The organism is Enterobacter sp. FUJ80071 (assembly GCF_038739915.1).
GTDB lineage: Bacteria > Pseudomonadota > Gammaproteobacteria > Enterobacterales > Enterobacteriaceae > Enterobacter > Enterobacter kobei.
The window spans coordinates 22,243-48,279 of record NZ_JBBXKH010000003.1; the positions used below are offsets into that span (position 1 = coordinate 22,243).

At 53.5% G+C, this 26,037-nt stretch carries 25 protein-coding genes and 3 pseudogenes; 24 read left to right on the forward strand and 4 right to left on the reverse strand.

The genetic code is table 11. From position 1 onward, the window contains the following. Window positions 1-5 precede the first annotated feature (5 nt). The 7 genes from pcoA to AAER43_RS25015 all read left to right on the forward strand — a co-directional run bounded on the left by pcoA (window position 6) and on the right by AAER43_RS25015 (window position 6,855). A complete protein-coding gene (gene pcoA, locus AAER43_RS24985; RefSeq protein WP_000925242.1) occupies window positions 6-1,823 on the forward strand; it encodes a multicopper oxidase PcoA in 1,818 nt (605 codons plus the stop codon). Window positions 1,824-1,828: 5 nt separating this feature from the next. Next, on the forward strand, window positions 1,829-2,719 hold the full coding sequence (gene pcoB, locus AAER43_RS24990; RefSeq protein ID WP_074463541.1) for a copper resistance outer membrane transporter PcoB: 891 nt from the start codon (window positions 1,829-1,831) through the stop codon (window positions 2,717-2,719). A gap of 39 nt (window positions 2,720-2,758) precedes the next feature. Further along, entirely contained in the window at window positions 2,759-3,139 is a 381-nt protein-coding gene (gene pcoC, locus AAER43_RS24995) for a copper resistance system metallochaperone PcoC (protein ID WP_000025662.1), read from the forward strand. 55 nt (window positions 3,140-3,194) lie between these two features. Then, the gene (pcoD, locus tag AAER43_RS25000; RefSeq protein ID WP_080821469.1) at window positions 3,195-4,073 is read left to right on the forward strand and encodes a copper resistance inner membrane protein PcoD; all 879 of its coding nucleotides are present in this window, start codon (window positions 3,195-3,197) and stop codon (window positions 4,071-4,073) included. 54 nt (window positions 4,074-4,127) lie between these two features. Beyond that, the gene (pcoR, locus tag AAER43_RS25005; RefSeq protein WP_001188930.1) at window positions 4,128-4,808 is read left to right on the forward strand and encodes a copper response regulator transcription factor PcoR; all 681 of its coding nucleotides are present in this window, start codon (window positions 4,128-4,130) and stop codon (window positions 4,806-4,808) included. Beyond that, the gene (gene pcoS / locus AAER43_RS25010; protein ID WP_057058258.1) at window positions 4,805-6,205 is read left to right on the forward strand and encodes a copper resistance membrane spanning protein PcoS; all 1,401 of its coding nucleotides are present in this window, start codon (window positions 4,805-4,807) and stop codon (window positions 6,203-6,205) included. Before pcoR ends, pcoS begins: the two co-directional genes overlap by 4 nt. 215 nt (window positions 6,206-6,420) lie before the next feature. After that, window positions 6,421-6,855 carry a hypothetical protein gene (locus tag AAER43_RS25015; RefSeq protein WP_004118347.1) on the forward strand — a complete coding sequence of 145 codons (435 nt, stop codon included), beginning with the start codon at window positions 6,421-6,423 and terminating at the stop codon, window positions 6,853-6,855. Window positions 6,856-7,150: 295 nt separating this feature from the next. On the opposite strand, the gene AAER43_RS25020 is transcribed toward AAER43_RS25015, so the two are convergent. Together AAER43_RS25020 and AAER43_RS25025 are read right to left on the reverse strand one after the other, a co-directional pair. Then, entirely contained in the window at window positions 7,151-8,131 is a 981-nt protein-coding gene (locus AAER43_RS25020; RefSeq protein ID WP_342702039.1) for an IS5-like element ISKpn26 family transposase, read from the reverse strand. Between the two features lie 308 nt (window positions 8,132-8,439). Further along, window positions 8,440-9,123 (reverse strand): annotated as a pseudogene (locus AAER43_RS25025) (substrate binding domain-containing protein); the annotation flags it as partial. On the opposite strand from AAER43_RS25025, the pseudogene AAER43_RS25030 reads away from it, so the two are divergent. The 8 genes and pseudogenes from AAER43_RS25030 to AAER43_RS25065 all read left to right on the forward strand — a co-directional run. After that, window positions 9,116-9,520 (forward strand): annotated as a pseudogene (locus tag AAER43_RS25030) (enolase C-terminal domain-like protein); the annotation flags it as partial. The pseudogenes AAER43_RS25025 and AAER43_RS25030 sit on opposite strands and share 8 nt — an antisense overlap. A 15-nt stretch (window positions 9,521-9,535) precedes the next feature. Next, complete coding sequence (locus AAER43_RS25035; protein ID WP_015065581.1) at window positions 9,536-11,401, forward strand: ABC transporter ATP-binding protein; 1,866 nt, start codon at window positions 9,536-9,538, stop codon at window positions 11,399-11,401. A gap of 22 nt (window positions 11,402-11,423) precedes the next feature. Further along, window positions 11,424-12,965: a glutathione ABC transporter substrate-binding protein gene (locus AAER43_RS25040; protein WP_069683698.1), complete on the forward strand. Its 1,542-nt coding sequence runs from the start codon at window positions 11,424-11,426 to the stop codon at window positions 12,963-12,965. A gap of 81 nt (window positions 12,966-13,046) precedes the next feature. After that, window positions 13,047-13,979 carry an ABC transporter permease subunit gene (locus AAER43_RS25045; RefSeq protein ID WP_015065583.1) on the forward strand — a complete coding sequence of 311 codons (933 nt, stop codon included), beginning with the start codon at window positions 13,047-13,049 and terminating at the stop codon, window positions 13,977-13,979. Next, window positions 13,976-14,845: an ABC transporter permease subunit gene (locus tag AAER43_RS25050; RefSeq protein ID WP_015065584.1), complete on the forward strand. Its 870-nt coding sequence runs from the start codon at window positions 13,976-13,978 to the stop codon at window positions 14,843-14,845. Before AAER43_RS25045 ends, AAER43_RS25050 begins: the two co-directional genes overlap by 4 nt. A gap of 2 nt (window positions 14,846-14,847) precedes the next feature. Beyond that, window positions 14,848-15,891 (forward strand): P1 family peptidase, encoded by a 1,044-nt coding sequence (locus AAER43_RS25055; protein WP_057058099.1) that lies wholly within the window; start codon window positions 14,848-14,850, stop codon window positions 15,889-15,891. Then, complete coding sequence (locus AAER43_RS25060) at window positions 15,888-16,709, forward strand: M55 family metallopeptidase (protein ID WP_015065586.1); 822 nt, start codon at window positions 15,888-15,890, stop codon at window positions 16,707-16,709. The genes AAER43_RS25055 and AAER43_RS25060 overlap by 4 nt, the downstream gene beginning before the upstream one ends. Window positions 16,710-17,280: 571 nt before the next feature. Continuing rightward, a complete protein-coding gene (locus AAER43_RS25065) occupies window positions 17,281-18,189 on the forward strand; it encodes a LysR family transcriptional regulator (protein WP_032413424.1) in 909 nt (302 codons plus the stop codon). Window positions 18,190-18,257: 68 nt separating this feature from the next. On the opposite strand, the gene AAER43_RS25070 is transcribed toward AAER43_RS25065, so the two are convergent. After that, window positions 18,258-18,467 (reverse strand): LysR substrate-binding domain-containing protein, encoded by a 210-nt coding sequence (locus AAER43_RS25070; protein ID WP_077255705.1) that lies wholly within the window; start codon window positions 18,465-18,467, stop codon window positions 18,258-18,260. Window positions 18,468-18,516: 49 nt separating this feature from the next. On the opposite strand from AAER43_RS25070, the gene AAER43_RS25075 reads away from it, so the two are divergent. From AAER43_RS25075 to AAER43_RS25085, 3 genes and pseudogenes are all read left to right on the forward strand, one after another. Continuing rightward, window positions 18,517-19,214, forward strand: a protein-coding gene (locus tag AAER43_RS25075) for an IS1 family transposase (RefSeq protein ID WP_226322890.1) whose coding sequence is annotated in 2 segments (ribosomal slippage) — window positions 18,517-18,766 and window positions 18,766-19,214 — 699 coding nt in all. Because the reading frame shifts where the segments join, the coding sequence is not laid out codon by codon here. 14 nt (window positions 19,215-19,228) lie between these two features. After that, window positions 19,229-21,196: pseudogene (locus AAER43_RS25080) on the forward strand (Tn3 family transposase); the annotation flags it as partial. A 78-nt stretch (window positions 21,197-21,274) separates the two neighbouring features. Then, window positions 21,275-22,279 carry an IS110-like element IS4321 family transposase gene (locus tag AAER43_RS25085; protein WP_000427623.1) on the forward strand — a complete coding sequence of 335 codons (1,005 nt, stop codon included), beginning with the start codon at window positions 21,275-21,277 and terminating at the stop codon, window positions 22,277-22,279. Between the two features lie 181 nt (window positions 22,280-22,460). Here AAER43_RS25085 and AAER43_RS25090 read toward each other — a convergent pair whose 3' ends face one another. Next, entirely contained in the window at window positions 22,461-22,805 is a 345-nt protein-coding gene (locus AAER43_RS25090; RefSeq protein WP_071978086.1) for a hypothetical protein, read from the reverse strand. Between the two features lie 6 nt (window positions 22,806-22,811). Here AAER43_RS25090 and AAER43_RS25095 point away from each other — a divergent pair, with 6 nt between their 5' ends. The 6 genes from AAER43_RS25095 (at window position 22,812) to AAER43_RS25120 (ending at window position 25,929) form a co-directional block, all read left to right on the forward strand. After that, entirely contained in the window at window positions 22,812-23,615 is an 804-nt protein-coding gene (locus AAER43_RS25095) for a hypothetical protein (protein WP_275150593.1), read from the forward strand. 133 nt (window positions 23,616-23,748) lie between these two features. After that, window positions 23,749-24,240, forward strand: coding sequence for a hypothetical protein (locus AAER43_RS25100; RefSeq protein WP_015065591.1), 492 nt, complete (start codon window positions 23,749-23,751; stop codon window positions 24,238-24,240). Window positions 24,241-24,300: 60 nt separating this feature from the next. Further along, window positions 24,301-24,504 carry an HHA domain-containing protein gene (locus AAER43_RS25105; protein ID WP_004213596.1) on the forward strand — a complete coding sequence of 68 codons (204 nt, stop codon included), beginning with the start codon at window positions 24,301-24,303 and terminating at the stop codon, window positions 24,502-24,504. Between the two features lie 13 nt (window positions 24,505-24,517). Next, window positions 24,518-24,748, forward strand: a complete 231-nt coding sequence (locus AAER43_RS25110) for a hypothetical protein (RefSeq protein WP_004206660.1) — start codon at window positions 24,518-24,520, stop codon at window positions 24,746-24,748. Between the two features lie 444 nt (window positions 24,749-25,192). Further along, window positions 25,193-25,459 carry a DUF1778 domain-containing protein gene (locus AAER43_RS25115; protein WP_003026799.1) on the forward strand — a complete coding sequence of 89 codons (267 nt, stop codon included), beginning with the start codon at window positions 25,193-25,195 and terminating at the stop codon, window positions 25,457-25,459. Further along, the gene (locus AAER43_RS25120; RefSeq protein ID WP_003026803.1) at window positions 25,447-25,929 is read left to right on the forward strand and encodes a GNAT family N-acetyltransferase; all 483 of its coding nucleotides are present in this window, start codon (window positions 25,447-25,449) and stop codon (window positions 25,927-25,929) included. The genes AAER43_RS25115 and AAER43_RS25120 overlap by 13 nt, the downstream gene beginning before the upstream one ends. Window positions 25,930-26,037 lie beyond the last annotated feature (108 nt).

Genomic DNA, 26,037 nt, shown 5'->3' on the forward strand with positions numbered 1-26,037 from the left:
TGCGCATGCTGTTGAAAACGTCTCGACGAACTTTCCTGAAGGGGTTAACCCTCTCTGGCGTAGCCGGAAGTCTTGGCGTATGGAGTTTCAATGCGCGTTCCAGTCTGAGCCTGCCAGTTGCCGCATCCCTGCAGGGTACTCAGTTTGACCTGACCATTGGTGAAACGGCCGTCAATATCACGGGCAGTGAGCGTCAGGCCAAAACAATCAATGGAGGCCTGCCGGGGCCCGTTCTTCGCTGGAAAGAAGGTGACACCATTACCCTGAAGGTCAAAAACCGTCTTAATGAACAGACGTCCATTCACTGGCACGGCATTATTCTTCCGGCCAATATGGATGGTGTTCCGGGGCTGAGTTTTATGGGCATAGAGCCTGATGATACCTACGTTTACACCTTTAAGGTTAAGCAGAACGGGACTTACTGGTACCACAGCCATTCCGGTCTGCAGGAACAGGAGGGGGTATACGGTGCCATTATCATCGATGCCAGGGAGCCAGAACCGTTTGCTTACGATCGTGAGCATGTGGTCATGTTGTCTGACTGGACCGATGAAAATCCTCACAGCCTGCTGAAAAAATTAAAAAAACAGTCGGATTACTACAATTTCAATAAACCAACCGTTGGCTCTTTTTTCCGCGACGTGAATACCAGGGGGCTGTCAGCCACCATTGCCGATCGGAAAATGTGGGCTGAAATGAAAATGAATCCGACTGACCTCGCGGATGTCAGTGGCTACACCTACACCTATCTCATGAACGGGCAGGCCCCGCTGAAAAACTGGACCGGACTGTTCCGTCCCGGTGAAAAGATACGCTTACGGTTTATCAACGGCTCGGCAATGACCTATTTCGATATCCGTATCCCCGGGCTGAAAATGACGGTCGTGGCTGCAGATGGCCAGTATGTAAACCCGGTTACCGTTGACGAATTCAGGATTGCCGTTGCCGAAACCTATGATGTCATTGTGGAGCCTCAGGGTGAGGCCTATACCATCTTCGCACAATCCATGGACAGGACCGGTTACGCTCGAGGGACACTGGCCACGAGAGAGGGGTTAAGTGCTGCCGTTCCCCCCCTCGATCCCCGTCCTCTGTTGACCATGGAAGATATGGGTATGGGGGGAATGGGACATGATATGGCAGGAATGGACCACAGCCAGATGGGAGGCATGGATAACAGCGGAGAGATGATGTCTATGGACGGTGCTGACCTTCCGGATAGCGGGACATCCTCCGCGCCCATGGATCACAGCAGCATGGCCGGTATGGATCATTCCCGGATGGCCGGAATGCCGGGTATGCAAAGTCATCCTGCGTCAGAAACGGATAACCCACTGGTTGATATGCAGGCGATGAGCGTCTCTCCGAAATTAAATGATCCGGGTATTGGTCTTCGAAATAACGGAAGAAAGGTTCTCACGTACGCGGATTTGAAAAGCCGCTTTGAGGATCCTGACGGACGTGAACCTGGCCGTACCATAGAACTGCATTTAACCGGCCACATGGAAAAGTTTGCCTGGTCATTTAACGGAATCAAGTTTTCAGATGCCGCACCGGTGCTGCTGAAATACGGTGAGCGGCTCAGGATCACGCTGATCAACGATACCATGATGACTCACCCCATTCACCTGCATGGTATGTGGAGCGATCTGGAAGATGAAAACGGTAATTTCATGGTTCGTAAACACACAATAGATGTTCCCCCTGGTACAAAACGCAGTTACAGAGTGACAGCAGATGCGCTTGGCCGCTGGGCGTATCACTGCCATTTGCTCTATCACATGGAAATGGGAATGTTTCGTGAAGTCCGGGTGGAGGAATGATGCGAATGAAGAGAAATTTGAAGGCCATACCTGTTCTGGTCGCCGGTTTGTTTACCTCACAGCTTTCTATTGCGGCGGGCTCCGTCTCTGCAGATCCCCACGCCGGGCACGACATGTCTGCCATGCAGATGCCAGCAGATGAGAATTTCACTGAGATGACGTCAATGGAGCCCATTGTAACTGAGAGCAGAACGCCAATTCCGCCTGTTACCGATGCCGACCGGAAGGCTGCATTCGGCAATTTACAGGGGCATGCGATTCACGACAGTGCGATTAATTATCTGGTTCTGCTGGATCAACTGGAATGGCAACGGTCGGATAACACCAACAATTTCAGCTGGAGTGTTAACAGCTGGATTGGAGGCGACACAGATCGGATTTGGCTAAAGAGTGAAGGTGAACGAAGCAATGGGGAAACGGAGGCGGCTGAAGCGCAGTTACTCTGGGGACATGCGGTTGGCCCATGGTGGGATTTGGTTGCGGGTGTCAGGCAGGATTTCAGATCTGCTTCTGCCCGGACCTGGGCTGCTGTCGGTTTTCAGGGGCTGGCACTCTATAATTTTGAGTCTGAAATTACGGGTTTTGTCAGTAATGGCGGAAAAGCAGCCCTTCGTCTGGGAGGAGAATACGACGTTTTACTGACTAACCGGCTCATACTCCAGCCATCCTATGAGGTGAATTTCTACAGTCAGGATGATGAATCGCGGGGTCGCGGCAGGGGACTGACTGACACAGAGCTGGGGCTCCGGCTGCGCTATGAAATACGCCGTGAGTTTGCACCCTATATAGGCGTTTCCTGGAATCAACTTTACGGGAAAACATCCGATATGGCGAAAAGAGAAGGTGAGAAAGACCATCAGGTAGTATTCCTGGCGGGAGCCAGAATCTGGTTTTAACGCACTGATATAAAACACTCAACTAAACAGGTAAATAAAATGTCGATTTTAAATAAAGCCATTCTTACAGGTGGCCTCGTTATGGGCGTTGCTTTCTCTGCTATGGCCCATCCGGAATTAAAAAGCTCTGTGCCACAGGCTGATTCAGCCGTAGCGGCCCCGGAAAAGATTCAGCTTAATTTCTCGGAAAATCTGACCGTGAAATTCTCAGGTGCAAAATTAACGATGACGGGTATGAAAGGCATGTCATCACATTCTCCGATGCCGGTCGCGGCAAAAGTGGCGCCAGGCGCTGACCCTAAATCGATGGTCATTATTCCGCGAGAGCCTTTACCCGCTGGCACTTATCGTGTTGACTGGCGCGCGGTTTCTTCAGATACGCACCCTATTACCGGTAATTACACCTTTACAGTGAAGTAATATTATGAACGACCTGATTATGATTGTTATTCGTTTTCTTCTTTATCTGGATTTGATGGTAATATTTGGATTGCCATTTTTTCAGATATATGGAATAAGCGGTGTCAGACATGAAACCTATAACCTGACTAATTTCAGGTCGTTTATAACCTTTGCTGTTGTTACAGGCATCATTCTTACTGGCATTAATATGCTCCTGGTATCTAATGCCATGAGTGGAGTAACTGACCTCAGAGAATTATCCATCCATGTTATCGAGATGGTGATAGAAGAAACTGATGTGGGTATTAGCTGGATTGTCAGGCTCTGTGCCCTGTTTACCACACTCGGTGCTTTGTTCCTTTACACTAATAAGAGAGTATTGTCCTGCCTGCTGATGACGATGAGTGGGGGCGTGGCGCTGGCTACACTTGCCTGGGGAGGACACGCCGTTATGCATGACGGTCTGCATTACTATCTCCATTTACTGAGCGATCTGACCCATCTCGGCGCTGCAGGTGCCTGGACAGGTGCTCTGGTTGCATTTGCTATCCTGCTGATGCGCAGAAACGAGCATAATGCACAGAGCGTCATTGTGATATCTGACTCCCTGGCAAAATTTGCCACGGCAGGAACGGTGATTGTTGTAGCCCTGATCCTGAGTGCGCTGGTCAACTATCTGTATATTGCTGAGGGTAACTTAACTCCCTTATTCAACAGTTCCTGGGGGAGGATATTGCTTGCCAAGACGGCTCTGTTTGTTCTGATGCTTCTTCTGGCTGCAGCAAACCGGTTTCACCTGGGTCCCCGGCTTGAAGTTATGGTCAGGGAAGGGAATTATGATCGCAGCGTTGCCCTGATGCGAAACAGCATCCTGACAGAATTCGTTGTTGCGATTATCATTCTGGGCGCCGTAGCGTGGCTTGGAATGCTTGCTCCGTCTCAGATCAGCTAGGGGACAGCCAAAGCTCATGCGTGAGATTTTTACTTTCATATCAGCGAGTTGACCATGCAGCGTATTTTAATCGTTGAAGACGAACAAAAAACAGGTCGTTACCTGCAGCAGGGACTGGTTGAGGAAGGCTATCAGGCCGATCTCTTTAATAATGGCCGCGATGGTCTCGGGGCCGCGTCGAAGGGACAGTATGATTTGATAATACTGGACGTGATGCTGCCTTTCCTCGACGGGTGGCAAATCATCAGCGCACTGAGGGAGTCCGGGCACGAAGAACCGGTCCTGTTTTTAACCGCAAAGGACAACGTGCGGGACAAAGTGAAAGGACTGGAGCTTGGCGCAGATGACTACCTGATTAAGCCCTTTGATTTTACGGAGCTGGTTGCACGTGTAAGAACCCTACTGCGCCGGGCACGCTCGCAGGCCGCAACAGTCTGCACCATCGCCGATATGACCGTTGATATGGTGCGCCGGACCGTGATCCGTTCGGGGAAGAAGATCCATCTCACCGGTAAAGAATACGTTCTGCTTGAGTTGCTGCTGCAACGCACCGGAGAAGTGTTACCCAGGAGTCTTATCTCGTCCCTGGTCTGGAACATGAATTTTGACAGTGATACGAATGTGATTGATGTCGCCGTGAGACGTCTGAGAAGTAAAATTGATGATGACTTTGAGCCAAAACTGATCCATACCGTTCGCGGTGCCGGATATGTCCTGGAGATCAGAGAAGAGTGAGGTTCAAAATTTCCCTGACCACACGCCTGAGCCTGATTTTTTCTGCGGTGATGCTTACGGTATGGTGGTTATCAAGTTTTATCCTGATTAGCACCCTGAATGGCTATTTCGATAATCAGGACCGCGATTTTCTGACAGGTAAACTTCAGCTCACCGAAGAGTTTCTTAAAACAGAGACGTTCAGGAACAAAACGGATATTAAGTCATTATCAGAAAAAATAAACGATGCGATGGTGGGGCACAATGGCTTATTCATTTCTATAAAAAACATGGAAAATGAAAAAATTGTTGAACTCTATGCCAAAAATTCTGTTTTTCCAGCGGTCCTGCTTAATAAGTCGGGTGATATTCTCGACTATATGATCCAGACGGAAGAAAATAACACCGTGTACCGCAGTATCTCGCGGCGGGTTGCCGTGACGCCGGAACAGGGTAAAAGCAAACATGTCATCATTACGGTTGCCACGGATACTGGGTATCACACCCTGTTTATGGACAAACTCAGTACCTGGCTGTTGTGGTTCAATATCGGTCTGGTCTTTATTTCTGTTTTTCTGGGCTGGCTGACCACACGTATTGGTCTGAAACCGCTACGGGAAATGACCAGTCTGGCTTCCTCCATGACCGTACACAGCCTGGATCAGCGTCTAAATCCCGCTCTGGCTCCGCCGGAAATCTCTGAGACCATGCAGGAGTTCAATAATATGTTTGATCGCCTGGAGGGGGCATTCCGGAAACTGTCAGATTTCTCGTCTGACATCGCGCATGAGCTGCGCACACCAGTCAGTAATCTGATGATGCAGACGCAGTTTGCACTGGCTAAGGAAAGGGATGTTTCGCATTACCGCGAAATTTTATTCGCTAACCTGGAAGAACTGAAAAGGTTGTCACGAATGACCAGTGACATGCTTTTTCTGGCACGTTCAGAGCATGGTCTGCTGCGGCTGGATAAACATGATGTGGATCTGGCAGCCGAACTGAATGAATTACGTGAGTTGTTCGAGCCCCTGGCAGACGAAACAGGAAAGACAATCACGGTTGAAGGAGAGGGCGTTGTTGCCGGAGACAGCGATATGCTCCGACGTGCTTTCAGTAACCTGCTTTCCAATGCAATCAAGTATTCTCCCGATAACACCTGTACAGCGATACACATTGAGCGTGACAGTGACTGTGTGAACGTGATGATTACGAATACGATGTCCGGCCAGGTTCCCGCTAATCTGGAACGTTTGTTTGACCGGTTCTATCGCGCAGACTCATCAAGGTTCTACAACACGGAAGGCGCGGGGCTGGGATTATCAATTACAAGGTCGATCATTCATGCTCACGGCGGCGAGCTGTCAGCAGAACAGCAGGGGCGGGAAATTGTGTTCAGTGTGCGTCTGTTAATGGATTAATACCGTTATTCAGGAGAAACCCGGAAGGTGACAAAAATGTCATCGTTCAGTCACGCGATAAACAGAGGCGGTTTTTTATAATCAGCCATAAATCAGGACAGCGTGATAATTCAATCGCCCGGTTCCTGGCGTGATGATCAACCAGCCCTGAGATCAAATGCTTTCTCTGTTATAAGCATTGATTGTTCGGGTATGAAAACACCGGAGACCCAACCATGAAAAAGATCCTTGTATCCTTTATTGCCATGATGGCTGTCGCTTCATCTGCCTGGGCTGCAGAGACAATGAACATGCATGACCAGGTAAATAATGCCCAGGCGCCTGCCCATCAGATGCAATCATCCGCTGAAAAAAGTGCAGTTCAGGGGGAGAGCATGAAAATGATGGATATGAGCGGTCACGATCAGGCCGCAATGTCCCATGAAATGATGCAAAACGGCAATTCTGCCGCCCATCAGGACATGGCTGAAATGCATAAAAAAATGATGAAAGCCAAACCTGAGAACACCCAAGAAACTGCTAAGCCATTTTCCGAAATGAGCGAGCATGAGAAAGCCGCTGTTGTGCATGAGAAGGCGAATAATGGCCAGTCTTCCGTTATTCATCAGCAACAGGCGGAAAAGCATCGCAGCCAGATCACCCAGAATTAACCCGCAGCTCCACTTGTCAGACCCTCATTTGACGCCGAAGTCACTGGCTTACGCTCCCGTCCGGGAGCGTTTTTTTTATAAGCGAAATGAATAATAATGAAAGAGTCCATACACAATGTTTTTTTGGTCATGTCGACCTCACAATTAAGGAAGGTGCGAATAAGCAGGTCATTTCTTCCCAAGCTGACTCGCTGATTAAAATTTCGCGGATCTGGGCCGATTTTTTTCCCGCAAACACATCGAATCAGCCTATTTAGGCTATTTTTTCCACCATTTCTGGCGTTATTTCCGGTTTTTACTGAGATCTCTCCCACTGACGTATCATTTGGTCCACCCGAAACAGGTTGGCCAGGGTGAATAACATCGCCAGTTGGTTATCGTTTTTCAGCAGCCCCTTGTATCTGGCTTTCACGAAGCCGAACTGCCGCTTGATGATGCGAAACGGGTGCTCCACCTTGGCACGGATGCTGGCTTTCATGTATTCGATGTTGATGGCCGTTTTGTTCTTGCGCGGATGCTGCTTCAAGGTTTTTACCTTGCCGGGACGCTCGGCGATCAGCCAGTCCACATCCACCTCGGCCAGCTCCTCGCGCTGTGGCGCTCCTTGGTAGCCGGCATCGGCTGAGACAAATTGCTCCTCTCCATGAAGCAGATTACCCAGCTGATTGAGGTCATGCTCGTTGGCCGCGGTGGTGACTAGGCTGTGGGTCAGGCCACTCTTGGCATCGACACCAATGTGGGCCTTCACGCCAAAGTGCCACTGATTGCCTTTCTTGGTCTGATGCATCTCCGGATCGCGTTGCTGCTCTTTGTTCTTGGTAGAGCTGGGTGCCTCAATGATGGTGGCATCCACCAAAGTGCCTTGGGTCATCATGACGCCTGCTTCGGCCAGCCAGCGATTGATGGTCTTGAACAATTGACGGGCCAGTTGATGCTGCTCGAGCAGGTGGCGGAAATTCATGATGGTGGTGCGATCCGGCAGGGCGCTATCCAGGGATAATCGGGCAAACAGGCGCATGGAGGCGATTTCGTACAGGGCATCTTCCATGGCACCGTCGCTCAGGTTGTACCAATGCTGCATGCAGTGAATACGCAGCATGGTCTCCAGCGGATAGGGCCGTCGGCCATTGCCCGCCTTGGGATAAAACGGCTCGATGACAGCGGTCATATTCTGCCATGGCAGAATCTGCTCCATGCGGGAGAGGAAAATCTCTTTTCGGGTCTGACGGCGCTTAGTGCTGAATTCACTATCGGCGAAGGTGAGTTGATGGCTCATGATGTCCCTCTGGGATGCGCTCCGGATGAATATGATGATCTCATATCAGGAACTTGTTCGCACCTTCCTTAAGATAAGAGGGTGATTAGGGATAAGATTACTGACCCCTATAAAACGTGCAAAAACTACGATGTTTTATCACAAGACCACTGTTGCGTCCTTACGTGGTGCCATGACAACGTGAAGTTAAGGAAGCTCTGTTTACATAAAACACTTACCCTCTCATTAAAACAGTGATATGAGCAACGTCCGCTCCTGACACAATGCAGCCCATCCGCACATAATCACCACCACCATTCTACTCAACTCTACTCCGCAAACCTCGCCCGCAGCCACCGAATAAACGTGGTCACAGCCTTAGGAACCTGCGCAGTATGCGGACGTATTACCCATAAGCTTTCGGCAAATGCGTCTACCGTTCGCCATGCGGGCAGAACCTGCGTTAGTGTCCCTGCAGCCAGCGCGGCGCGCGCACTAAAATCAGGGAGCAGGGCGATACCGAGTCCCTGTAATGCCGCATCGCGGACGGATTCGCTGTTGTTAGTGGCAAAGTTTCCCTGTCCCTTCACCATTACGGTTTCCTCTCCGCCCGTCACTTTGTGGAAATGCCATCGCGGCGGTTCCTGTCCGCGCAGATAGTACAGACAGTTATGCCGCTCCAGGTCGTCGGGCTTTTGCGGGGTGCCGTATTGCGCCAGGTAAGCGGGGGAGGCAACCAGAACCGCATGCGTGTCACACAACTTCAGCGCAATGTGGGTTTCCGGAAGTGTCTGGCTGTGACGGATGGCCAAATCAAAACCTTCACGAGTCAGTGATACCAGACGGTCGTTGACATCCAACTGAATAGTGACCTGTGGGTACTCCCGGACAAAATCGCCAATGACCGGGACGAGCTGCTGGCGCGCAAAGGCTACCGGCGCACTGACACGCACCAGGCCTCTCACCGGGCCGGTTTCATCACGAATGCGTAAAAAGGATTGCTCAAGCCTGCTGGTGGCGCTTCAGGCCTTTAACATCGCGATGGTCGAGCAACCGCTTCCCGCTGGTCAGGATCATGACCTGCAACGCTTCCGTCATCCTGTTCCCGTCTGTGCGGACGAGAGTTGCCACACGCGAGAGGACATTGCCAGCCTGCGTCATCGCTACGAGATGATCAACATCAAGCTGGATAAGTGCGGAGGTCTGACGGAAGCGCTGGCGATGGTCGATGAAGCGCACAAGCAGAACATGCGCATCATGGTCGGCTGCATGCTGGGTTCATCCCTGGCGATGGAAGCGGCATTGCCCGTGGCGGTGCACGCAGAGCACGTCGATTTAGATGGCCCGATCTGGCTGGCGGCTGACAGCTCTCCTTTTTTGAATTACTCCGATGGCCGTATCTGGCTGTAAGGCGACGAGGCATTGATGACGGACACACGACTCACTTCTTCTGCCACACGTGCTGACGGTGCATCACCGGTGCTTGCTGTTCAGAACCTTAGCGTCTCATTTCGTGGACGCAGTGGTGAGAATCAGGCGCTGAAAGGCATCAGTTTCGCCATTTATCCAGGCGAAATTGTCGCCGTGGTGGGCGAGAGCGGCTCAGGTAAATCAGTCACGTCGCTGGCCGTGATGGGCTTGCTGGCGAGCAGCGGCCGTATCGATCGCGGCAGCATGCAGTTTCGCGATCGCCGCGGAGAAGTTCATGCGTTAGAAACGCTGGATGACAGTCAGCGCCGCACGTTGCGTGGCCGTGAAATGGCGATGATCTTTCAGGAGCCGATGACCTCACTGAATCCGGTGCTGCGTATCGATGATCAACTCACCGAAGCGTTACGCGACCATCATCAGTGCGACAAGAAACAGGCTCATGCGCGCGTACGTGAACTGCTGCGACAGGTACGTATTGCCGATGTCGATCGCGTCATGAAAAGCTATCCGCACGCGCTGTCCGGCGGAATGCGCCAGCGCGTGATGATTGCTCAGGCGCTGGCCTGTGATCCGCAACTCCTGATTGCCGACGAACCCACGACGGCGCTGGACGTCACCGTACAGGCGCGCATTTTACATATCCTGCGTGAGTTGCAACGCGAGAAGAACATGGCGGTGTTGTTTATCACCCATGATATGGGCGTTGTGGCGGAAATTGCGGATCGTGTTGTGGTCATGCTGCGTGGCGAAGTGGTCGAGCAGGGCACCGTGTCAGAGATTTTTGCCGCCCCGCAGCATGCATATACCAAAGCGTTGCTGGCAGCCGTGCCAAAACTGGGCGACATGCGCGAATACGCGTGGCCGCAACGCTTTCCTCTGTTGGGTGCACAACAGGTGGCGCAACACGAACAGCTGACGGCGCGCTACGACAGCGAACCGCTACTCGATGTACGTGGGTTAAAAGTGTATTACCCCATCCGCAGCGGCATCTTCTCGACCCATACGCATCATGTGCATGCGGTTGAGCAGATTGATTTCAGTCTGTGGCCGGGTGAAACCCTGGCCATCGTGGGTGAAAGCGGCTGCGGTAAATCGACCACCGGGCGTGCGCTGATGCGCCTGATCGCCAGTGAGGCGGAAAGCATCCACTTTGAAGGAAAGGAAATCTCTCATCTGAAAGAGACGGCATTCCAGCCGCTGCGCCGTGAAATTCAGATGGTGTTTCAGGACCCCTATGCGTCACTGAATCCACGTCTGACGGTGGGGTTTACCATTGCCGAGCCGTTGCTGTTGCATGGCATGGTGGACTCACTGGAACAGGCTTCTCCACACATTGATGCGCTGCTGACAAGCGTCGGGCTGTTGCCGGAGCACGCGCGCCGTTATCCGCACGAATTTTCGGGCGGTCAGCGCCAGCGTATTGCCATTGCCCGCGCGATGGCCCTGAAACCGAAAGTGATTATTGCTGATGAAGCCGTATCGGCCCTTGACGTTTCAATTCAGGCGCAGGTGGTGAATCTGATGATGGATCTCCAGCAGCAAACGGGCGTAGCCTGGATATTCATCTCTCATGATATGGCGGTCGTCGAGCGCATTGCCAACCGCGTGGCGGTGATGTACCTCGGCCAGATTGTCGAGCTCGGACCGCGCCAGTCGGTCTTTAATCAACCGCAACATCCTTATACCCAACGTCTGCTGGCCTCCGTGCCGGTGGCAGATCCCGAGAACCGTCAGCCTCGCCGTTTTGATGACAGCGAAATCCCTTCGCCGTTGCGAAAGGTGGGCGAAACGGTCACGAAACCCCGTTATCGGCAGGTTGCACCGCAACACTGGGTCGCTGACGGCATTGCATTGCGATAATCCTTAACGACCAGGAGATTTTATGAAAACGCTGTTCCGCCGTACTTCACTCGCCCTCGCCTTAACGACGACACTGGTCATGACCGCGCAGGCACAGGATCTGCGCATTTCAATGTATGCCGATATTACGGGGCTCGATCCGCACGATACCTCGGATAATGTCAGCTACTCGGTGCAAAGCGGTATCTTTGAGCGCCTGTTTCAGTTTGATCCCCAGATGAAGCTGGAGCCCTGGCTGGCGACCGGTTACACCTCCAACGACAGTGCGACGGAATTTACGCTGACGCTGCGTAAAGGCGTTACCTTCCAGGACGGTACGCCTTTTGATGCGGAAGCGGTCAAAGCGAACCTTGATCGTCTGGCTGACCAGAAAAAAGGGCTGAAGCGCAACAGCCTGTACAAAATGATCGATAAGGTGACGGTGCTGGCACCCGATCAGGTGAAAATCTCACTCAATCAGTCATTTGGTGCTTTTATTAACACGCTGGCGCACCCTTCGGCGGTGATGTGGAGCCCGTCGGTTCTGAAACAGTATCCGGACGAGGCCCAGTTGCGGCTGCATCCGGTGGGGACCGGACCATTTAAATTCGTAAACTGGACACCGGGCAAAGCGGTCACGCTGGCGAAGTATGACGGTTACTGGCGGCAGGGCTGGCCCAAAGTCGATCAGGTGATCTTCTCACCCAGTCCGGAAGATGCGACACGGGTTGCCGCGTTGAAATCGGGTCAGGTGGATGCCATTTGGCCTTTGCCTTCGGATCTGATCGCGGCGGTGAAGCAGGACAGCAACCTCGCGATTCAGCGCGATCCGAGCATCTATCTCTATTACATGGCGATCAATACGCAGCATAAGCCACTGGCCGATGTCCGCGTGCGCCAGGCAATCAACTATGCGATTGACCGTAATCTGTGGTTGAAGGTGGCCTTTGCCGGTTTGGGTAAACCGGCCACCTCCGCGATGCCGGAAGGGGTGCAGTTCTATGAGAAGCAGAGCGATCCCGATTACCACTATGCGCCGGATAAGGCCAAAGCGTTGCTGAAAGCGGCGGGCTACCCGAATGGGCTGGATCTCAAGCTCTGGGTCACCAATGCGACCGCCAGCGTGCGCGCCGCCCAGGTGCTGAAGGCGCAACTGGCCACGGTGGGTATTCGCGCCACGGTGACACCGATGGATTCCGGAACGCGCAACGCGAAGCTGTGGGGCGTTCAGGACCCGAAAAAAGCCGAATTTGACCTCTATTATGGCGGCTGGTCGACGTCTACAGGCGATGCCGACTGGGCTCTGCGTCCGCTGTTCGCCACCGAATCCTGGGTACCTACCTCGTACAATGTCTCCTATTTCAGCAATCCTGATGTCGACAAGGCGATTGCTGCCGGGCTGGCGACGGCCGATCCGGCAAAACGTGGTATCGCCTATGCACAAGCGCAAAAGCTGTTGTGGAAAGAGGCCCCCGTGGCGTTCCTTGGCACGCCAGACAATCTGGTAGGCAAACGCAGCACCCTGAGAGGCGTTTCGATGCTGCCTGATGGCAATCTGTTGTTTACTCAGGCGTCGTTTAAATAAGTCGCGGATGTCCCTCACGTGCCCTTGCCGGTTACGGCGGCACGTGAGGCTTCCCGTTTCACCTTTATTTCAGGGAATGGCATGTTTGCATACATCATTCGCCGATTGCTGGAGATGATCCCGGTTTTGCTGGTGGTCTCGCTGCTGGTTTTCGGTTTCATCAAGCTGCTGCCGGGCGATCCGGCGCGCATTTATGCCGGGCCGGATGCACCGATTGAAGCGGTCGAAGCGGCACGTCAGCACCTCGGGCTCAACGACTCGTTGCCGCAGCAGTATGTTAACTGGATAGACAGCCTGTTACATGGCGATCTTGGCACCACGTACCGCACCCAGCAACCGGTGCTGCAGGTGATTAAGCAGGGCTTCCTGCCCACACTGTGGCTCGCCTTAGCCGGTTTCGCCTGGTCTGTGCTTCTCGGCCTGATGCTTGGCGTACTCGCGGCCCTGAAACGAGGGAAATGGCAAGACTGGACGCTAATGAGCGTGGCGGTGGGCGGTATCTCGATGCCGGCGTTCTGGCTGGGGCTGCTGCTAATCCAGTTCGTTGCGATGCCTTTTGGCCTGTTCTCGGTCAGCGGCTTTAACAAGGCCAGCGATATTGTCCTGCCCGCCATCACGCTGGGATCGTCCGTTGCGGCGGTCATGGCACGCTTTACCCGCTCGGCTTTCCTTGAAGTGGCACAGGAAGATTACGTGCGCACCGCGAAAGCTAAAGGGCTGCGTAACCGTCTGGTGACGTGGAAACACGTGATGCGTAACGCGCTCATCCCAGTAATCACCATGCTGGGGTTGCAGTTTGGTTTTCTGCTGGGCGGTTCGATTGTCGTGGAAAGCGTCTTCAACTGGCCAGGGTTAGGCTGGCTGTTAATTGAGTCTATCAAAGCGCAGGATCAGCCGGTCATTCAGGCGCTGGTGATGCTGTTTGTATTTGAATTTATCGTCATTAATCTGCTGGTGGATCTGCTTTACGCGGTCGTCAATCCGGCAATTCGTCTGCGACAGGAGCCGAGATGAGTCATCAATCGCCTCAGGTTATTCGCTCGCCGTGGCGCGATTTCCTGCATGCTTTTGTGCGCAATCCTCTGGCGCTGGTTTCAGGCGGATTTGTCCTGCTGCTGATTCTGGTGGCGATCTTTGCGCCCTGGCTGGCTCCCTGGGATCCGATGGCACCCGACTGGATGGCGTTATCCTCGCCCCCTTCGGCAGCACACTGGATGGGCACCGATGAACTGGGGCGCGACCTGCTCAGCCGTATTATCTATGGGGCGCGTATTTCGCTGTATGTCGGCGTGCTGTCCGTGACGCTCGGCATGATTGTCGGCGTCGTGCTGGGGTTGCTGGCGGGCTATTACGGTAGCTGGGTCGATATGCTGATCATGCGCGGTGCTGATGTGTTATTCGCGTTTCCCGGCATGCTGCTGGCCATTGCGGTGGTGGCGCTTCTGGGAACGGGCCTGAACAATGTCATCATCGCCGTCGCGGTGTTCAGCGTGCCCGTCTTTGCCCGGATTGTTCGCGCCTCCACGCTGTCATTGAGACAGGCTGCCTATGTGGAAGCCGTGCGCTGTGCCGGTGCACCCGACCGAATCATTATCCTGCGCCATATTCTGCCGGGCACGCTTTCCAGCGTCATTGTTTATTTTACGATGCGCATTGGCACCAGTATTCTCACAGCGGCAGGCTTAAGCTTTATTGGCCTCGGACCGGAGCCGGATGTGCCTGAATGGGGCAATATTCTGGCCATGAGCCGGAGCATGATGATGGCGGGCGCGTGGCACATGAGCGTGTTTCCGGGGCTGGCGATTTTTATCACGGTGCTGGCGTTTAACCTGCTCGGCGACGCGCTGCGTGACACGCTCGACCCGAAACTTAAGGGCTGATGATGGACTTTCAACAACTGCAGTGCGAACTGCTGCTGGATCGCTGGCGTAACGAGCGTCAGTTGGGGCAGCCGCGTAGCGCATGCGGCCCCACTAATCGCATCAGCGATGTGGCTGGTGTGCGCGTCGGCCACGTCACGCTGGCTGAGGGAGAGCTGCAGACTGGCGTCACCGCTATCGTTCCGCCGGGTGATAACCTGTATCTCACGCCGCTGCCGTGCGGAGCTGAAGTTCTGAATGGCTTTGCGAAACCGGTCGGACTGACACAGGTCGAGGAGCTGGGTGTGTTACACACGCCGATTCTGCTCAGTAACACGCTGGCGGTGGGCACGCTGTTTACCGCGCTGGTACGGGATGCCATCCGTCGTAACCCGGAACTCGGGCGGACGCTGCCGACGGTGAACCCGCTGGCCCTGGAGTGCAACGACGGCTGGCTCAATGATATTCAGGCGCTGGCCATCAGTGAGGCGATGGCGCAGGAAGCATTGCATACAGCCGCAGCGCACTTTTCCCGCGGCAGCGTTGGCGCAGGACGCGGGATGAGCTGTTTTAATCTGAAGGGCGGGATCGGCACGGCCTCGCGTGTTATTCCGTCGCTCAATGCCACGCTGGGAGTGCTGGTGCTGGCGAATTTTGGCGCGCTCAGCGCGCTCACGCTTGACGGTGTGCGACTCGGTGAAGTGATTGCACCGCTGCTGGCAGGAGAGGCACCGCAACGTGATGCCGGTTCTGTCATCATCGTGATGGCGACGGATGCGCCGCTGGATGCGCGTCAGTTGAAGCGTATCGCGAAGCGTGCCGGTGCCGGCCTCGGGCGGCTGGGCAGCTACTGGGGCCACGGCTCGGGCGATATCGCCGTAGCGTTTTCAACGCAACCGCTGCCGCAACCGCCGCAGGACGCCATGCTGGAGCCGCTGCTTGCCGCCGCGGCAGATGCCACCGAACAGGCTGTACTCGATGCCTTGTTGAGCGCAGAGCCTGTTACCGGCTTTCGGGGTCACCATCGCCCCTCACTGACTCAGATTCTGGACAGGTTAACCACATGAAAATTTTTATTTCTGCCGATATTGAAGGTATCGCGGGCGTTATGCGTCCGGAGCAATGCACACCCGGCAACCCGGAATATCAGTTGGCCCGTGGTCTGATGGAACAGGAAGTGAATGCCGCGATTGAGGGGGCGTTCGCGGGAGGCGCAACGGAGGTGGTCGTTGCAGACAGCCATGCGCAAATGACCAACCTGCGGGCGGAAAATCTTGATCCCCGCGCCCGGCTGGTGCAGGGCAAACCGCGCGGCTTGTCGATGGTTGAAGGCATAGAACAGCAGACGTTCGACGGATTATTTCTGGTGGGCTATCACAGCGCAGCAGGCGAACCCGGCGTACTGGCGCACACCATTAATGGCCGTGCATTCTGGCGTATCCATATCAATGGCCTGGTGATGGGCGAAACCGATATTTACGCCGCTGCCGCCGCTGAGCAGGGCACGCCACTGTGGCTGGTCACGGGCGACGATCAGCTGCAGAGCTGGATAGCAGAGTATTACCCAACGGTTGACTACGTTTGTGTCAAACGCGCCATTTCCCATACCTGCGCAGAATCCATTAGTCCCAAAGCGGCACAACGTGCCATAGGCAGTGCTGCACGCGCCGCGCTTGAGCATCAGCGCGATACGCGCACGACCCGGTTGACCGCGCCTTATCATATGCAGCTTCAGGCCAGTAAACCCGTGTTGGCCGATCTGTTCAGCCTGATCCCCGGCGTCACGCGCATCGATGCGGTTACCGTGGGATATCAGGCAGAGCGGATGGAGACGTTGATCAGCTTGCTCAGTGCATTTTCTTACCTGGCGAGTACCCAGTCGTAGCACAGGGACAGCCATGAGGTCAGGGGCGGGTAACCTTCGCCCCTGCAGCTTCCTTTTTTCAGAAACATCGCCGCCGGGCGCGATCGTGCGCACTGACCGACAATCCGCCACCAGGCACCGTCGATCCACATGAGATAACCCGGCCGTCTCCCCGCTGCACCATGGCAGGGCGAACGCCTGGCTTTACCCTTTTCAATGATTCAGCCAGTGAGGGGAAATGGACCGATACCGGCGCGATTTGCACCTGTTTCCCCTTGCATAAGCCCGGCGCCGCCTTATTTCAGCGCAAGGCGGTAGCGGGTCCCTTCGCCTCCCTCTGTTTTACGGTACAATTTTTGCAGCAGGGGTTGTCCTGTCTTTACCCGCCCGGATCGTATCGGCAGTAAGGAATAACGACAGAGGCAGGACAGATTCAGGCGCTGGCCGTTTCTTTGCCCGTACCGCGGGTGAGATGACAGATGGTTCAGGTTTTCCATTTTGATTCAGGCGTTGGCGGTGCTGTAAGTGAAGCGCTGAAAAGGGTGCATCACAGCGGCCTGCGGGTAGCTGAATCCACACAGGGTAAATAATGATGCGGCTCCGTCACATAGAAGTCTTTCAGGCCATCGTACAGACCGGCAGCATCAGCGCAGCCGCGCGCCTGCTCAACGTATCGCAGCCCAATATCAGCCGCGTGCTGAATCATGCAGAACAGCAACTGGGCTTTGCGCTGTTTGAGCGGCGTATCCAGGGCATGAGCGTCACGGCAGAAGGGCGACGGCTGCTGCCAGAGGTGGAAGATCTCTACCAACGCTTACAATCCATCACCCAGCTCACTGAACAACTGCGACGCGGCGAAGGGCAGATCGTCCGTGTTGGTGCGGCTCACGCTTTCGGTCAAATGGTGTTGGCACCGGCATTGGTCACCTGGCGACAACAGGTGCCCTCGGTCAGCGTTGAACTGGTCACGGAACACTTTAGTACCTTATGCCAAATGATCCTGGAGAATCAGCTTGATTTCGCCCTGGTCTTTGGTCAGCAGGTGGATGCAGCGCTGCTGGCGGAACCGCTGTTTCAGTCGTCAATGGTGGCGCTACTGCCGCCAAATCATCCCCAACATGAGCCCGTTACGCTGGCATGGTTATGCGCGAATAACCTGCTGATGATGCAGACCCAGGATCCGCTTGGGCGCGTCCTGCACCGCGCGCTACGCGATAAAAAGCTGAATCCGGCAGTGTCGTTATCGATTAAAACCTACTCGGTGATTGCGGATATGGTACTGGCAGGCGGCGGTGTGGGCGTGGTGGATCTGTTCACGGCTTGCCGCTATGCCGAACAGCTAAAATTACTCCCCGTCGCACAGCCGTTGCCGTTTGAAGTGATGCTGATCAGCCGTCGTGATCAACCCCAGTCCCAGTCCACGCTGCAACTTAAGCAGGTCATTCGCAACAGGCTGTGGGAAATCGCCCGCCAGTGCGAAGCGCAGTTTATTTGTGACTGAGCAAATAAACGGTGGTACGAGGTGCGTTCAGGCCTTTCGCCGCGCCTGAACGGCCCTGGTCGGGCTTTTCAGATGCGCGTTGTGGCTTTCACGGTGTCGACAAACAGTCGTAACGCGACGGGCATGTGCCGGTTTTGTGGAAAATAGAGTGCGATACCTTGCGAGGTGATTGTCCAGTCGTCCAGCACGGTTACCAGGCGCTGTGTATCCAGCCCGTGCTGTGCATAGCGCTCCGGTACATAAGCCATGCCTAATCCGGCGATGGCAGCATCGGTAATGGTGCCAACTTACTGATTTAGTGTATGATGGTGTTTTTGAGGTGCTCCAGTGGCTTCTGTTTCTATCAGCTGTCCCTCCTGTTCAGCTACTGAAGGCGTGGTGCGTAACGGTAAAAGTACTGCCGGACATCAGCGCAATCTCTGCTCTCACTGCCGTAAAACATGGCAGCTACAGTTCACTTACACCGCCTCTCAGCCCGGTACACACCAGAAAATTATTGATATGGCCATGAATGGCGTCGGATGTCGCGCCAGTGCACGCATTATGGGCGTTGGCCTCAACACGATTTTACGACACTTAAAAAACTCAGGCCGCAGTCGGTAAACTCACGCATACAACCGGGCAGTGATGTGATTGTCTGCTCTGAAATGGATGAACAGTGGGGTTACGTCGGCGCTAAATCACGCCAGCGCTGGTTGTTTTACGCGTATGACAGGATACGGAGGACGGTTGTGACGCACGTATTCGGTGAACGCACGTTGGCCACGCTGGAGCGTCTTCTGGGCCTGCTGTCGGCCTTTGAGGTCGTGGTATGGATGACGGATGGCTGGCCGCTTTATGAATCACGCCTGAAGGGAGAACTGCACGTTATCAGCAAGCGATATACGCAGCGCATTGAGCGGCATAACCTGAATCTGAGGCAACATCTGGCAAGGCTGGGCAGGAAGTCACTGTCGTTCTCAAAATCGGTGGAGCTGCATGACAAAGTCATCGGGCATTATCTGAACATAAAACACTATCAGTAAGTTGGAGTCATTACCGAGAGTCCGGGGAAGATCCCTGGGCCGCAATAGAAGACGTCCTTCCCTGGCAGGAATTCATCAACAGCGTGGAAGAGACGCGGTTCCTGTCACGTAAGGACAACTTCGACCCGTTGCATCTGATCACAGAAAAATACAGTACGCTGCGTAAATACGCCCCCCGGATGCTGTCCGTGTTGCAGTTCAGGGCTGCACCCGCCGCAATGCAGCTCAGTGACGCATTGGATACCGTCAGAGATATGTATAGAAAACAACTCCGAAAAGTACCGCCTTCCGCGCCAATCGGGTTCATCCCGGAAAGCTGGAGAAAGGTTGTGATCACCCCCACCGGCATTGACCGAAAATATTACGAATTTTGCGTGCTGAATGAACTGAAAGGAGCCTTACGTTCAGGTGACATCTGGGTAAAGGGGGCACGCCGCTACAGGAATTTCGATGATTATCTGATCCCGTCAGACGATTTTGAAAAATCACTCCGGGATAACCAGTTACCCCTTGCTGTTCCGGCCGATTGCCATGAATACATCAAGAGCCGTTTGACGCTTCTTGCATCGCGTCTGGAAGAAGTTAACGCGATGGCGCTGGCCGGTGATTTACCCGATGTTGATATTTCGGATAAAGGCGTGAAAATTACCCCGCTGGATAACAGTGTCCCTTCAGCAGCATCCCCTTTTGGCGATCTGGTTTATGGCATGCTCCCTCACCCTAAAATTACTGAAATGCTGGATGAAGTGGACGGCTGGACTGGTTTTACCCGCCATTTCACACATCTCAAAAACAATCACGTCAGACCTAAAGACAGAAAGTTGTTACTGACCACCATCCTGGCCGATGGTATCAACCTTGGACTGACAAAAATGGCCGAATCCTGTCCGGGAACGACCAAATCGTCACTCGAGGGCATTCAGGCCTGGTACATCAGGGATGAAACCTATTCAGCTGCGCTGGCCGAGTTGGTCAATGCCCAGAAAAAAAGCCCTCTGGCGGCATTCTGGGGCGATGGAACAACGTCATCGTCTGATGGACAGAACTTTCGGGTGGGGAGTCACGGGCGTTATGCTGGTCAGGTCAATCTTAAATACGGTCAGGATCCAGGCGTGCAGATTTATACGCATATTTCGGACCAATACAGCCCGTTTTACACCAAAGTTATCAGCCGCGTGCGGGATTCAACACACGTACTTGATGGTCTGCTGTACCACGAAACTGATCTGGAAATTACAGAGCATTACACCGACACAGCAGGTTTCACTGAGCATGTTTTTGCGCTAATGCATCTGCTCGGATTCGCTTTTGCGCCAAGGATCCGGGATCTTCATGACAAACGGCTGTTTATTCATGGAAAAGCTGAGTTGTATCAGGGGCTTCAGTCAATCATCTCGACAACCAGCCTGAATCTAAAGGAAATTGAAACCCACTGGCATGAGGTGCTGCGTCTGGCAAGTTCTATAAAGCAGGGAACGGTAACAGCATCACTGATGATGAAAAAGCTGGCAAGCTATCCGAAGCAGAATGGTCTGGCAAAGGCGCTGAGAGAGATTGGCCGCATCGAAAGGTCATTGTTTATGCTGGACTGGTTCAGGGATCCTTTACTGCGTCGACGCGTACAGGCGGGGCTGAATAAAGGTGAGGCTCGCAATGCCCTTGCGCGAGCGGTCTTTATGCATCGGCTGGGTGAAATCAGAGATCGGGGGCTGGAGAATCAGAGCTATCGAGCCAGCGGTCTGACGTTGCTGACTGCGGCGATCTCACTGTGGAATACGGTATATATAGAAAGAGCGATAGATTCTTTGAGACGAAAAGGGATCCCGATTAATGAGCAACTGATTACCCATCTGTCACCACTGGGATGGGAACATATCAACCTGAGCGGGGATTACGTCTGGAGAACGAACCTCAAACTGGGACAGGGTAAATACCGCGCATTACGCTCAGTGAATAGTAATATGTACAAAAAACAGGCTTAGCGTAGGATAATTAATGAGATGGTCACTCCCTCCTTCCCGGTACTATGCTGAGGACAGGCTTTCATTCGGAGAACTATCATGGAAAACATTGCGCTCATTGGTATCGATCTGGGTAAAAACTCTTTCCATATTCATTGCCAGGATCGTCGCGGGAAGGCTGTTTACCGTAAAAAATTTACCCGGCCAAAGTTGATCGAATTTTTGGCGACATGCCCCGCTACAACCATCGCAATGGAAGCCTGTGGCGGTTCTCACTTTATGGCACGCAAGTTGGAAGAGTTGGGGCATTCCCCAAAGCTGATATCACCACAATTTGTCCGCCCGTTCGTTAAAAGCAATAAAAACGACTTTGTCGACGCCGAAGCTATTTGTGAAGCTGCATCGCGTCCGTCTATGCGTTTTGTGCAGCCCAGAACGGAATCTCAGCAGGCAATGCGGGCTCTGCATCGTGTCCGTGAATCCCTGGTTCAGGATAAGGTAAAAACAACCAATCAAATGCATGCTTTTCTGCTGGAATTTGGCATTAGCGTTCCCCGAGGAGCTGCCGTTATTAGCCGACTGAGTACCATTCTTGAGGATAATAGTTTGCCTCTTTACCTCAGCCAGTTATTGCTGAAATTACAACAGCATTATCACTATCTTGTTGAGCAGATTAAAGATTTGGAATCCCAGTTGAAACGAAAGTTGGACGAAGATGAGGTTGGACAGCGCTTGCTGAGCATTCCCTGCGTCGGAACACTGACAGCGAGTACTATTTCAACTGAGATTGGCGACGGGAAGCAGTACGCCAGCAGCCGTGACTTTGCGGCGGCAACAGGGCTTGTACCTCGGCAGTACAGCACGGGAGGTAGGACGACATTGCTGGGAATTAGTAAGCGAGGTAATAAAAAGATCCGAACTTTGTTGGTTCAATGTGCCAGGGTATTCATACAAAAACTGGAACACCAGTCTGGCAAATTGGCCGATTGGGTCAGGGATTTACTGTGCCGGAAAAGCAACTTTGTCGTCACTTGTGCTCTGGCAAACAAGCTGGCCAGAATAGCCTGGGCCCTAACGGCACGACAGCAAACTTATGTAGCATAACGGCAGAAATACACCGGTTTAAAGAATTACTGATCTGGTTTTGCGAATACTGATATTGATGATACTAACGGCCCACCGGCCTGTTGAGGAACCTGTAAAACGGAAAGGCTCATTGAAGCCGTATATTTTCTGGAGGTTCATCAGGCGCGGAACTCATCAAGGCGCGGGAATAAAATCCCATTCAGACGCCGGATAGATTCAAGCAAGCCAACTTGTCGTCAAAATCGGTGTTGCAAAAACGGGAGTGACCATAGATTCCGTTTTCCAAGCGGACCCCAACCTGCGTGCCTCCTGCCGGCGCATGGAAGCCGCGGGCTGGCTGCGCACCCTGCGCGCGCCGAACCTGCAGCTGGCCGTCGAGCTGACGGATGCCGGCCGTGCGCTGGCCGCCCCGTTTCTCGCTGACGAACAGGCGCGTGTCCTGGCGGAGCAGCGCGCGACGGCGATCCGGGTTCTGCCTCTGGTCCCGCCTGTCCAGGCAGATGAGGCTGACGACCGGCCGGTGGAGCTGGATGGTCGATGGCACCGGGCGTTGCGGGGTGACTACGTGATCCGTCTTGACGGCACCACCTGCCTGCAGCTGTGGAATGCGGCCGGGCAGGTGACACGCCTGGAAGGCGATCCCCTGCAGGTCGCCACCTGGCTGCAGTCCTGTCACGATGCGGGGATTGCGGTCCGGGTACAGATTAATGAGAGCGCCACGCCGGAGGCGGGCACGGTGGACGTTACCGCGCCGGCGGACCAGACCGGCACCTGGTGCCGTCAGCTGGACGCCGCGCTGCAGGCGGAGGGGATCACCGGGCTGACTGAGGATATTCAACTGGCCGTGGTCAGTCCTGAAGCGTCCCTGCGGATGCTGCCGGCACCGGCGCGCCTGCTGCACGTTCTGCGCGACGCGGACCCGCTCACTGCTGCCACATACGAGGAAGACACGGTGGCCGCGCTGGCTGACCTGCTGGCCCGCGCGGGGTTCACGGACGACCAGGCGCAGGAGCTGCAGTGGCACCGCATCCGCTGGCCGCTGATGAGTCAGGAAGAAGCTGACCGGCGCGAGCTGAACAGCCTGCTGGATGAGCTGGAACAGCGACAGCTGTACTGCAACCGCGGGCAGCTGACGGAGATTGTGTTTTCGCCAGTTCGCAAACCCGGAGAGCGCTGGACTGAACGTCTGCAGTGGCTCCTGATGACGGATGGATTCGGGTTCCGCAGTCCGCTGTCGCGTGAAGCGGCCTCACGGGCGCTGACTATCCTGGCCGGTTACACGGGACGGGAGGTGGCGGAGCATCTGGCCACGGTGATGGTGTGGAACGACGCCGAAGCAGGAGAGAGGCCCTGAGCCCATTGTCTTCAGCAGGCCACGTTCATCCTGGCGTGACCGGCTCGCGCTGCAAAAAATGACTGACGAACTCCGGCCTGGAGCATGAGAACCGGGACTGTACCCAACCACCACAAGGAACAAGAGCTAAAACATGAAAGTCACTGAAAACCGACTGGACACCCTGATCGATAACCTGAACACCCTGATTTGCGAGGACAGCCTGCTCACGCGCCAGGAGCGTGAAACCCTGGTGCGGGCCGTGGCCGCCATCGGCGCCATGAAAGCGCGCGTCGGCATGAAAAAGCCCGCGGTACCGGCATCGTCGAAACCGAAGGAAGAGAAACAGGCACCTGTACCTGACCCACGCTTTCCGAATGCCCGCCAGGCCTGGGTGGCTGAAGAGGAAACTTTATTACTGGATGCGCTCGATGGCGTCCCGAATGATGATATTGGTAAGCATCTTTTCTGGCTTTCCGAAAAACTGGGGAGAACGCCGTTCAGCGTCGCCTGCAAAATCACGTCACAAAGACATCTGACAAATGGATGGAAAGAGCAGTTCAGGGAAGTTTCGGATAAAATTCGCTTGTCCGGCCTGAGCATCAGTGATTATCTTAAGCAGAACGGCACGGGCCATAACGCCTGAAAGAAATTTGCGTTATTTGTAAAATTAAATACTAGGGACGCCTCAGGATATAAAAAACTAATGACGAAACAGGAATGGATTTTACGACTACGGCGCTGTACATCGAAGGAAACCCTGGAAAGGGTAATAGAAAAAAATAAATATTCTCTGTCAGATGATGAGCTTGAGCATTTCAATGCCGCGGTTGATCACCGGCTGGCGGAGATGACGATGGGAAAGTTGTATGACCGGGTACCGCCAGGTGTCTGGAAATTTGTGAAATAGAACAGGTGACCTTATGAGTTACGGCTGGCTCTTCGAAAATCCGGATGATGACATTTCGGGTTATAATCATATCAATCTGGAACACCTCCCTCCGGAGCTAAAACAGGTTGCTCTCCAGATAGTACAAAATCAGTTTGATCGTGATACTGCAGAGAAAAAACTGGCAGAATTAATCCAGCAACTCGAGTTTGATATAACTGCAGCAGAACTGTCAGCATATCTTTTTAAACCGGGCCATGCCTGACGGCTAACCCGGTAGCGATAATAGTGGAGACCGACGGAGGGCTTCACTTTGGCCGCGGGATCAGCGTCCTGCGGATGGTTTCCATCAGAAGTTGATAGTGCACAGACGGGCTTTTATCCAGCCGCAGACCGTTCTTCCAGCATTCATCCGAAAATTGTTCCGCTTCATTACAGGTACGATCTTCAGGCTGCCGGCTCTCAAGCCAGCGAGTCTGTACTTCTTAATCTGTTCTGTTCATTAACTTAGTCCTTGCCTCGTTAGGGGATGACATCCCTGATTGTGCTGTCATGACACGACAAACACATCAACTTATGTTACGAAATCGATTCAAGTAACTGATATTTAACATAAAACGCATTATCGGTACTTTGAAGTGTATAGCATTTGCTATACGTTCGTGTTGTGTTATTCTTGTATATCAATTGCTATACAAGAGAGGTGTGTATGAAATCAGATGTTCAACTCAACCTAAGAGCTAAAGAGTCTCAGAGAGCACTCATCGATGCTGCTGCAGAGATCCTTCATAAATCGCGAACCGACTTTATCCTGGAGATGGCCTGCAAGGCTGCGGAGAATGTGATCCTTGATCGCCGTGTTTTCAATTTTAACGACGAACAGTATGCAGAGTTCATCGATATGCTCGATGCACCAGTCGAGGATGAGCCCGCCATTAATAAACTACTGGCAAGGAAACCTCAGTGGGACGTATAACCACGCCCGAGCCGTTATCCAGCTCTCATCAGCTGGCTGAGTTCGTCAGTGGAGAGACAGTCCTCGATGAATGGCTAAAACAGAGAGGTTTAAAAAATCAAGCTCTTGGCGCTGCCCGAACGTTCGTTGTTTGCAAGACGGGTACGAAGCAAGTAGCTGGTTTTTACTCTTTGGCCACCGGTAGCGTTAACCATACGGAAGCGACAGGTAGTCTTCGGCGTAACATGCCAGATCCTATACCGGTGATTATACTCGCTCGCCTGGCGGTAGATGTCTCATTGCACGGAAAAGGGGTTGGCGCCGATTTACTCCACGATGCAGTTCTACGGTGTTATCGCGTAGCTGAGAACATTGGGGTTCGTGCGATAATGGTTCATGCGCTTACTGAAGAAGCCAAAGGTTTCTATGCTCACCATGGATTTAAGGCATCACAAACTCATGAGAGGACTCTGTTTCTAAAGCTTCCATGACTGGTTGCTGGAATGGGAAAGTAGCTGGTTACCGTCTTAACATATTGATTTTTATGTTATTTATTCTAATATTTAACATAATCTTTGTTATATGTACTTATAAATCAA